The 9,884-nt window shown below is 59.9% G+C and carries 7 protein-coding genes; 3 read left to right on the top strand and 4 right to left on the bottom strand.

Features of this window, described 5'->3' with window-relative positions; all coding sequences use genetic code 11:
* The 3 genes from HY868_14705 to HY868_14695 all read left to right on the top strand — a co-directional run.
* A partial coding sequence (locus tag HY868_14705) for a tetratricopeptide repeat protein (GenBank protein ID MBI5303383.1) occupies positions 1-465 on the top strand: 465 nt, incomplete at its 5' end.
* Positions 466-663: 198 nt separating this feature from the next.
* On the top strand, positions 664-3,186 hold the full coding sequence (locus HY868_14700) for a VWA domain-containing protein (GenBank protein ID MBI5303382.1): 2,523 nt from the start codon (positions 664-666) through the stop codon (positions 3,184-3,186).
* A gap of 222 nt (positions 3,187-3,408) precedes the next feature.
* The gene (locus HY868_14695) at positions 3,409-4,641 is read left to right on the top strand and encodes a hypothetical protein (GenBank protein MBI5303381.1); all 1,233 of its coding nucleotides are present in this window, start codon (positions 3,409-3,411) and stop codon (positions 4,639-4,641) included.
* A 33-nt stretch (positions 4,642-4,674) separates the two neighbouring features.
* Here HY868_14695 and HY868_14690 read toward each other — a convergent pair whose 3' ends face one another.
* From HY868_14690 to HY868_14675, 4 genes are all read right to left on the bottom strand, one after another.
* Positions 4,675-5,979: a thymidine phosphorylase gene (locus HY868_14690; GenBank protein MBI5303380.1), complete on the bottom strand. Its 1,305-nt coding sequence runs from the start codon at positions 5,977-5,979 to the stop codon at positions 4,675-4,677.
* A 90-nt stretch (positions 5,980-6,069) separates the two neighbouring features.
* Entirely contained in the window at positions 6,070-7,497 is a 1,428-nt protein-coding gene (locus HY868_14685) for an undecaprenyl-phosphate glucose phosphotransferase (protein MBI5303379.1), read from the bottom strand.
* Positions 7,490-8,644 (bottom strand): glycosyltransferase family 4 protein, encoded by a 1,155-nt coding sequence (locus HY868_14680; protein MBI5303378.1) that lies wholly within the window; start codon positions 8,642-8,644, stop codon positions 7,490-7,492. Before HY868_14680 ends, HY868_14685 begins: the two co-directional genes overlap by 8 nt.
* A gap of 34 nt (positions 8,645-8,678) precedes the next feature.
* Complete coding sequence (locus HY868_14675; protein MBI5303377.1) at positions 8,679-9,818, bottom strand: glycosyltransferase family 4 protein; 1,140 nt, start codon at positions 9,816-9,818, stop codon at positions 8,679-8,681.
* Between the last annotated feature and the right edge of the window lie 66 nt (positions 9,819-9,884).

Here is a 9,884-nt window from a genome sequence, read left to right as displayed (position 1 = left end):
GACGCCGCGCTGAAAAGTTACGCCGCCGCGCTCGAGTTGTTTCGCAGTGTCGGTGACCGCTTGGGCGAAGCCAACGTGCTGAAAGCGATTGGCGACGTGCAACAGTTCCGCAAAGAAAATGACGCCGCGCTGAAAAGTTACGCCGCCGCGCTCGAGTTGTTTCGCAGTGTCGGTGACCGCTTGGGCGAAGCCAACGTGCTTGCCGCGCAATCCCGGTTACAAATTCAAGGCGGCAATATCGTCCAAGCCGAACAAGACCTTGCTCAGGTCATTTCGATTCGTCGTGAGACTGGCGCGCTTTTCGGTGAAGGCGCGGACTATGGAAATTTCGCGCTTGCGTTGTTGAATGTCGGCGAAAAAGCCAAAGCAAAAATGTATGTGCTTAAGGCAAAAGCCGTATTTGAAAAAATCGGTGAGCCGTACTATTTGCAGTGGGTTGACCGTGTGTTGAATGCGTGCGAGTGATGCAGACCTGTCAGGTCTTCAAGACCTGACAGGTCTCCTTCTTGTTCGCGCGAGGCAAGATGGAATCTTGCCCCACACTTTTTTGGAACTCTTTTCCCGCGCGCGGCGTCTAGTAATCGAATCCGTCACGCAAATTAGAAATTTGCGCCACAGTGTAGGGCAAATTTCCAATTTGCCAAACCCAGAAAGGAGTTCCCAATGCGTACCCCAATTTTCCCCAAACGATTCTGGTTTTTCCTTTTCGCGATTCCTTTCGCGTTTGCTTTCGCGGTTTTCGTGTCCTTCGCGAGTTTCGCGATCCAAACACCCTCTGCCAGCGCGGATGGTTTGGTCGTCGTCACTTGTCCGCCGGTCATCATCGGCGGCACACCCATTCCACTGCCGGATCAGCGCGACCTGGCATTGCCCACCGTGCGTCCTCCCATGCCGCCCGTACCACCGATCACGCGTTGCCCCACGTACCTCTCCGTCAAAAATCATTACGTCACCGTGACGATTGACAATCAAATCGCCAAGACGCACGTGGACGAAACGTTCATCAACGATAGTTCGTTCAACCTCGAAGGCAAGTACCTCTTTCCACTGCCGGACGATGCCGCGATCGGCGAATTCGTCATGTGGATGGACGGCAAGCGCGTCGAGGGCAGGGTGCTCGACAAGAACGAGGCGCGGCGCATCTACGAAGACATTGTGCGCACGCAACGCGATCCCGCGCTCCTCGAGTACGTCGGACGCAACCTGTTCCAAGCAAGCATCTTTCCGATTCCGCCCAATTCCGAAAAACGCGTCGAGATCGAGTACGCCCAGGTCTTGAAAGCAGAGCAGGGCTTGGTGCGGTACGTCTATCCGCTCAACACCGAAAAGTTTTCGCCCAAGCCGCTCAAGAACGTGTCGGTCAGCGTGTCGCTCAAATCGTCCGCCGCGATCAAGGCGATCTATTCGCCGTCGCACAACGTCAGCGTGTCGCGCAGCGGCGAGTACAGCGCGCGCATCGGGTACGAGGATTCGAACGTGCGCCCCGACCGCGATTTCATCCTGTACTATTCGGTTACACAAGACCAAATCGGCTTGAATCTGTTGTCGTTCAAGCAAAGCGGCGAGGACGGATTTTTCCTGATGCTCGTCGCGCCGCAAGTCGTCTTGCCGGCGAACCAGGTTATCGCGAAAGATGTGATCCTCGTCCTCGACGTGTCCGGCTCGATGCAGGGCGCGAAGATTGACCAAGCCAAGCGCGCGCTTGGCTACGTGCTCGATCAACTCAATTCGAACGACCGATTCAACATCATCTCGTTCAGTACCGGCACGCAGGCGTACGCGTCGGGTCTGCGTCCTGCCTCGTCGCGCGAGGACGCGCGCAACTTTGTGTCGCGTCTCAAAGCCGAAGGTTCCACCGACATCAACCGCGCGCTCCTCGAAGCGATGGGCACAACCGACCGCGAACGCCCGACCATCGTCATCTTTCTCACCGATGGTCTGCCGACGACCGGCGAGACGAACGCGCAAAAAATTATCGCGAACGTGACGAATGTTGCGCCGAAGAATGTGCGCTTGTTTACGTTTGGTGTTGGGGATGATGTGAACACGATTCTCTTGGATTCGCTCGCCGAAAAATTGCGCGGCGCGAGCGGGTACGTGCGCCCGAACGAAAAAATTGACGAGGTCGTGTCTACCTTTTACGCCAAGGTTTCGACGCCAGTCCTGGCAGATTTGACGGTGGATTGGGGCGGCGTGACGGTGTACGACGTGTATCCGTACCCATTGCCCGATCTGTTCGCCGGTTCGCAACTCGTCGTCGCGGGTCGCTATCGCACCGGCGCGCCGACGACGATCACGCTCAAAGGTACCGTGAACAATTCGCCGCAAACGTTTCGCTACAGTGATGTGACGTTCCGCACATCGGGCGGCGATGACGCGATTCCGCGATTGTGGGCGACGCGCAAGATCGGCTATTTGCTCAGCGAGATTCGTCTGCGCGGCGAGAATCGCGAACTCGTGAACGAGATCGTCGCGCTCGCAGTGCGGTACGGCATCGTCACGCCGTACACGTCGTTCCTCGTGGACGAACGCACGGATGTGTTGACGAACGCGGGTCGCCAAAAAGCCGCCGAGGCAACCAGAGCGCCTGCCGCGACCTCGGGTCCTGCCGCGGTGCAACAAAGCCAGGATCAGAGTCTTTTGCGCGGCGCGAATGTCGCGCCTGCCGCGCCGACCGCCGCGCCCAAGCCGGCGATGCCTGGGACAACCGCACCCTCCGCGCGCCAAGAGATGGCGCCCGTGCAAGCGGTTGGCGACAAGACGTTCTTGTTCCGCAACAATGTGTGGACCGATACGCAATTCGATCCATCGAAAATGACGACGACGAAAATCGAGTTCAACAGTGACGCGTACTTTGCGCTCATCGCGAACAATCCGAACGCGGGCAAGTACATCGCGCTCGGTGCGCGCGTGATCGTTATCGTCAACGGAATCGCGTACGAAATTACGGACAATGGCGCGGGCGCGACGACCTCACCGCCAACCCTTCTTCTCCCAGGAGACGGGCGCAGGGGAGAGGTGACGCCGACGCCGGAATCGCGCGCGATTCCAAATTTGCCGACGAGTGCCGCGCCGACATCGAACGCGCCGCGCGCAACATCGCCGATGAGTTCGTTGTGCGGAGTGAGCGCGTTCGCGTTGGTCGGTGGCGTTTGGCTCGCGGCGATGCTCGCGTTGCGAAGATGAATGATGCAAGCGCCACGCCCCCACGCCCCCAACCCCCTTCCCTATAAGGGAAGGGGGCAGGGGGATGGGTCTGCAAATGACTTTTGAAAAACCGTGCAGGGGCGGGGGTCTCGCGATGACAGTTTCCGCGATTGCGCGTATAATGATCGCCGACCACCGCCGACCGCACGTAATCGTATTGCAGCGGTCGGCGGTCTGCTGTCATCGGTCATCGAGGTGTGAATGATTCGCTTCGTCGTAACAATCGTATTACTCATCAGCGCAACCGCGTGCAGCGTCATGTCGCCGAGCAAACCGACTGCGATCATCGCGTCGCCGCCGAGCGGGAGTGTGTTTCGCGAGGGCGAAGAGGTCGCGGTGCAAGCAAGCGCAACGGATGCGCGCGGCATCACGCGGATCGAACTCGTTGTGGATGGTGTGGCGATCCGTTCCGAGAACGCGCCGGGGCAAGCATCGTTCGTGACGACGCAAACGTGGCGCGCGATGGCTGGGTCGCATGTGATTGGCGTGCGCGCGTACAACACCAGCGGCGCGGTCAGCGATCTCGCCGCGATTTCGATCCTGGTGTCGCCGAGCGTCGCGGCGACAAGCGCGACGCCGACAAATCCACCGCCGCGTCCGAGCGCGACACTTGCGCCCGCGCCGACCCAGGTTTTGTCAACCGCGACGCGTGCACCGACGCTCGCACCCGCGCCGACCCAGGCACCGACGAGTACGAGCGGACTGGCGATTCAATCGTTCACGATTGACATCAAAGATATCGCGGGGATCAAACAAGTGACGTTCGCGTGGAAATCCACCGGCGGCGTCAACGCGCGCATCGTGAGCGGCACATCGCAGAGATTTCCGCAGGCGTGGAACGTGCAACCGAACGGTACGCTCACCGTCGAACTCAAGGACACGATTTATCCGAATCCGGCGATGACGCTGTATGTCTTCGACGCGAAGAGCGGGCAGGTGAGCAAGACGATTGCCACAACGTGGGCGTGCGCGTACAATTATTTTTTCGCGCCGATACCTGGGACGTGTCCCGACATTGCGCCAGCGCCGACCGCTGCCGCGGAAGAGTCGTTTCAAAATGGGCGAATGGTCTGGTTGAAGGAAATGCGTCTGGGGCAAACGGTGATCGCGAATGTGATCGTCGTGTTGTACGCGGACGGAACTTGGCAACGCTTTAACGATTCGTGGAACGAGTCGCTGCCCGCGAGTGATCCCGCGATCATCGCGCCGAGTGGGTTGTATCAACCAGTGCGCGGCTTTGGCAAAGTGTGGCGCGAGAGCGCGAGCGTGCGCGCGAAGCTGGGTTGGGCAACGACCCAGGAAAAAGCATTCGATAGTATTTGGCAAACGCAAAAACGCGAATCGCTGCCGAGCGCCGGGAATTTGAAACTCGCGAGCGGGCAGGTGATCGAGTTGCTGGGGGATGCGAGCGGGTCGTGGAAGGTAGTGCAATAACGCAGTAGGGGCGATGCATGCATCGCCCCTACGCTATTTGATGACGCGATGCACGACCGGCGGCAATGCCGGCGGCGTGTCGCTGAACGTGTACGCCGCGAGCAATCGCTGCGCGGCAACCTCGAAACTCGCGCGGTCACGCGCGTGGAGGGTGACGAGCGGCTCGCCGCGTGATACGCGCGCGCCGACCTTGGCTTGACATTCGACGCCGACAGCGTAATCAATCGGCGCGCCTTTTTTCGCGCGACCGCCGCCGAGTCCCACAACCGTCAAGCCGATTTCCTCGGCGTTGATGCTCGCGATAAATCCATCGCGCGGCGCGAACACATCCGCGAGGATCGGCGCGCGCGGCAGAATCGCATAGTCATTCGCTACGCGCGCGTCGCCGCCTTGCCCGGCAATCCACTCGCCAAATTTTTTCAACGCGCGACCATCCGCGAGCGCACGCTCGACCTGAGCGCGCGCGTCGCTTTCATCGCGCGCCGCATTGGCGAGCAACACCATTTGCGCGGACACTTCCAAGCAATGGGCGATGAAATCGTGTGGTCCGCGTCCGTGGAGTGTTTCCAATGCCTCGATCACTTCGAGCGCATTGCCGACCGCATGACCGAGCGGCTGGTTCATGTCGCCGATCACCGCGGCGACGCGTCGCCCGGCGAGATGCCCGATCTGCACCATCAACTCGGCGAGCGCAACCGCATCTTGCTCCGTCTTCATAAACGCGCCGCTGCCGACCTTGACATCGAGCACGATAATGTGCGCGCCCGCCGCGATCTTTTTGCTCATGATCGAACTGGCGATGAGCGGGAGCGACGCGACCGTGCCGGTCACATCGCGCAACGCGTACAATTTGCCATCCGCCGGCGCAAGGTCGTGCGTCTGCCCGCTGACGACGATGCCATGCGTTTTTAACTGCGTGATGAATTCATCCGTATTCAAGTCCGCGTGAAAACCTGGGATGGCTTCGAGTTTGTCGAGCGTGCCGCCGGAAAAACCCAGCCCGCGTCCGGACATTTTACCAATCGGCAAGCCGAGCGACGCGACGAGCGGCGCGACGACAATCGTCGTCTTGTCGCCGACACCGCCGCTCGAATGCTTGTCGAGCACACGCGGAAAAATCGGCGTAAGGTCGAGCACCTCGCCTGAATGCGCCATCGCGAGCGTGAGCGCGGTGGTTTCCTCGCTGTTCATTCCGCGCAGGTACACTGCCATTGCCCACGCCGCGGCTTGATAATCGGGAATCTCGCCGCGCGTGAATCCTTGGATGAAAAAATTTATTTCGTCTTGTGTGAGTGCATGTCCATCGCGTTTCTTGGCGATGATGTCTGTAGCGAGCATGTCGTCTCCGATTTTCGATTTTCGATTTCTGAATTCTGATTTATCTACCGCGATTCAAAATCATAAATCCTAAATCAGAAATCAGAAATTTCAGTACGCTCCTCGCGCCGAAAGCACGGTCGGCACGGTCTTGAACAAAATCCACACATCGAGCCAGGGCGACCAATTCTCGATGTAGTAAATATCGAGCATCACACTTTCGTCGAACGTCAATTCACTGCGCCCACTCACTTGCGATAGCCCCGTAATGCCTGGCGCGACTTCCAAGCGGCGCTTGTGCCAGTCCTCGTATTGCGCCACTTCGGTGACGAGCGGCGGACGCGGACCGACGAGACTCATTTCGCCGCGCAGTACGTTGAGCAGTTGCGGTAATTCGTCGAGACTCGTCCGGCGAATCCACCCGCCCACGCGCGTGCGGCGCGGATCGTTACGAATTTTGAACAGCGGTCCGTCCGCTTCGTTGAGGCGGTTGAGTTGCGCCAATTCTTCTTCCGCGCCCAATCGCATCGAACGAAACTTGTACGTCGTGAATGGGCGTCCGCCGCGTCCCACGCGTTTCTGCGCAAAGATGATGGGTCCGCGCGAATCGAGTTTGATGGAAAGCGCGATGGCGAGCATCACCGGCACGGCGCAGAGGAAAAAAATCCCGCCCAGGCACAAATCCATCACGCGCTTGACCACCGAGTCAACCGCGCCCAGACTCGGCTCGCGCACGTTGATGAGCGGCACGCCGCCCACGTCGTCAATCGCGACGCGGCTGAGCGACAGTTGGAACAGGTCAGGCACGACCTTGGTCGTGACGCCGACGCGTTGGCACAGTTCCATGATCGCAATAATTTTTTGGCGCGCGGTCCACGGCAGCGTGATGATCACTTCATCCACATTGTAATCGCGCAAGAGCCACCGCAGGTTGTCGCTGGGTCCGAGCGCCTTGATGCGCCCGATATCGGTGCAGCCGCGTTCGGGGTCGTCGTCCACAAAGCCGACGATCTGATAACCCAGGTCGGGTTGCGCGACGATGTTGCGAATCATCGCGCGCCCGACCTCGCCCGCGCCGACCACGAGCACGCGATCCACGCCGATGCCGCGTTGTTGTTGGCGCGCGCGCCGAAGTCGTTCGGCGGCGCGCGAGACCGCGAGCAGGACGACGATGAACAAGGTCGCGTACACGTAGACCGCGCGCGAGTAGACGAGCGGGCGAATGAAAAAGGTGAACGCCATCACGACGAGCAACGCGGTCGTCGAGCCGTTGATGAGCGTGTACAGTTCGTCGAGAAAACGCCGTCCGCGAATCGGCGCGTACAAGCCCTCGAATCGGAATACGGCGATGCACAACACGGTCATCGCGAGTGCGAGCGGCAAGTACGCCGCGTAGGACTGGTAGAAAAATCCTTCGCCGAGCGACGGCGTGAACTCGAGTTCGTACCGCAAATACCACGCGAGAAAAATCGCGACGTTAATGAGCGACGCATCGAGCGCGACGCGTGAGGCAAGCCGACGCCAGCTATGTTTACGCATCGCGCGCTCCTTCTGCCAACAGAGCGCGATAGATCGCGGCGGTCTCGTTGCCGGCGCGCGTCCACGAGAATTGCGCGGCGCGCGCGAGTCCCCGCGCGCGCATCTGCTCGCGCAGCGCGCGGTCGGTCAATGCACGCGTGATGGCATCTGCCAGCGCGTCGTCGTCGTCCGGCGAAACTTGGAGCGCGGCATCGCCGACGACTTCCGGCAAAGACGACGCGTTCGTCGTGACGACCGGCGTGCCGCACGCCATCGCCTCGAGCGGCGGCATGCCGAACCCTTCGTAACGCGAAGGATATACAAATAATTCCGCGGCGCGATACCAATTGGGTAGATCGTCGGTGGGCACATAGCCCGGCAGAATCACGTCGTCGCGCACGTTCTCGGCTTCGATTGCCGCGTTCACGTCGGTGTGTTTCCAGCCGCGCGCGCCGATGAGCGCGAGTTTGTGCGGCAGATGCGCCGCGCGTTTCGCGCGCGCGAACGCGCGAATCAGGCGCGCGACATTTTTACGCGGTTCGAGCGTGCCGACGTACAAAATCATTTTTTCCGGCATGGTGGGTGATGGGTGAAGCGAGTTAGGGGTTGGCGAAAACAGCGGGTCGGTTCCACAATAGACGACGCTGACCTGGCTTGCCGCGATGCCAAACAAGTTGACGAGGTCGCGCTTGGTGCTTTCGGAAATCGCGATCACGCGATTCGCGCGGCGCACGGCATCGCGCACTGCCCAGGTGAGGTACAGGCGATTCGCGGTATTGAACGATTGCGGATAGCGGATGAAACTTAGATCGTACACGGTCACGACCCAGGGAATCGCGATGCCATGCGGACCGGCGAACGCGAGCGCGTGCAGTAAATCCACGCGCGCGCGGCGCAGCTCGAATGGCTGAATGAATTGCTCCCAAAAAATCCGCGCGACCGGTTGGTGCGTGGGCAGGCGCGAGCGAACGAGCGACAGGCGATCCCAGGTTTCTCTTGCGCGTGGCTCGCTGAGAAAAACAGTGTAGGCGAGGTCGTCGGTGCGCGGGAGATTCCGCAAAAGATGATAGATATACCAGTTGATGCCGGCGCTGCGATAATTGCCGGACAGGTTGAGGAGATGCGCGTTGAGTCCGATCTGTTTGGCGTTCACGTTCACAGTTCTCATTATACCACAATTAGTTTGGTGGTTTGGAGGTTGGTTAGTTGTCTGTCCGATCCACGCGCGATTCGAATAGCGCGCGGTAGACGCGAGATGTTTCTGCGGCGATCCGCGTTTGCGTGTACTGTGCGAGCACACGCGCGCGCCCGCGCGCGCCGAGTTCTGCGCGGCGCGTGGGATCGTCGCGTAACGCGGCGAGGTGCGCGGTGAGCGTGGGCGCATCGCCCTCTGGAAAAATCAAACCGGCGTCGCCGATGAGATGCGGAATCTCGCCGCAGGTGGAACCAATCACCGGCACCGCACACGCCATCGCTTCGATCAGCACGCGCCCGAATTGCTCCTTCCAATTTGGTCGCGTGATCGAAGGAAGCACGAGCGCGTCGAGTGCGCGCAACCGTTCTGGCATCTCGGTGGACGCGACCCAGGATTCGAAAACGACGCGCGACGCGATGCCGAGTTCGCGCGCGAGCGTTTCGAGCCGCGCTTGCTCTGGACCACTACCCAGCAAACGTAATTCCCACTCGCCACTCAACGGCGCAACCGCGCGCAGCAACAACGCGACGCCTTTTTCGGCGACGAAGCGCCCGACGTAGCCGATACGAAAAAGTTGCGTCGTTGCGTCGTTGGGTCGTTGAGTCGTTGGACGCGGTGAGAAACTGGTTTGGTCAACACCGAACTGGGGGATTACGCTCGCTTTGCCGTGATATCCTTTTGCGCGCAACACGTCAACCGACTCGGCATTGCCGGCGAGCGCGTAATCGCTGTGACGCAAAACGTACGCTTCCATCCACGCGAACGGCGGCGGATAGCGGCGCGCGAGGTTTTGCCAGGTAAAGAAAAGCGATTTTGCGCGAACGCGTTGCGCGGCGCGCAGTGCGAAAAACGTTGCGAGGTTGTACGGCTCTTCGTCAATGTGAACGAGGTCCGGTTTAATTTGCTCAAGCAGCGTGGGCAGGGTCGGGTAATAGTGCAAGTGGAATTGACCGTTGAAGCGAATCGGCGCGACGGACAAGTCGTAGCCGCGCGTGTGGACGCGTTCGAGCGGGAGAATGCCGCGTTCATCGCGCCAAGCCGGCGGCACGACCACGACGAGTTCGATGTCCGGATGTTTGGCGATCTCTTCGGCTTTGGTCTGGTATTGTCCGACGACGAGAGCTTTGCTGACCATCACAACGCGCATAGCAACATTATAATCGCTTTGGTGTGAAGCGCAAAGCAAGTGCACACGCGGATTGTCTTGATAGGA

The organism is Chloroflexota bacterium, assembly GCA_016219275.1.
Lineage (GTDB): Bacteria > Chloroflexota > Anaerolineae > UBA4142 > UBA4142 > JACRBM01.
Note: the sequence above shows the minus strand (reverse complement) of the source record. Positions and strands in the feature narration are given on the sequence as shown.

Excerpts from the sequence above, each read along its gene's own strand:
- HY868_14700 (MBI5303382.1), top strand. The coding sequence starts at position 664 with ATGCGTACCCCAATTTTCCCCAAACGATTCTGGTTTTTCCTTTTCGCG.
- HY868_14695 (MBI5303381.1), top strand. The coding sequence starts at position 3,409 with ATGATTCGCTTCGTCGTAACAATCGTATTACTCATCAGCGCAACCGCG.
- HY868_14690 (MBI5303380.1), bottom strand. The coding sequence starts at position 5,979 with ATGCTCGCTACAGACATCATCGCCAAGAAACGCGATGGACATGCACTC.
- HY868_14685 (MBI5303379.1), bottom strand. The coding sequence starts at position 7,497 with ATGCGTAAACATAGCTGGCGTCGGCTTGCCTCACGCGTCGCGCTCGAT.
- HY868_14680 (MBI5303378.1), bottom strand. The coding sequence starts at position 8,644 with ATGAGAACTGTGAACGTGAACGCCAAACAGATCGGACTCAACGCGCAT.
- HY868_14675 (MBI5303377.1), bottom strand. The coding sequence starts at position 9,818 with ATGCGCGTTGTGATGGTCAGCAAAGCTCTCGTCGTCGGACAATACCAG.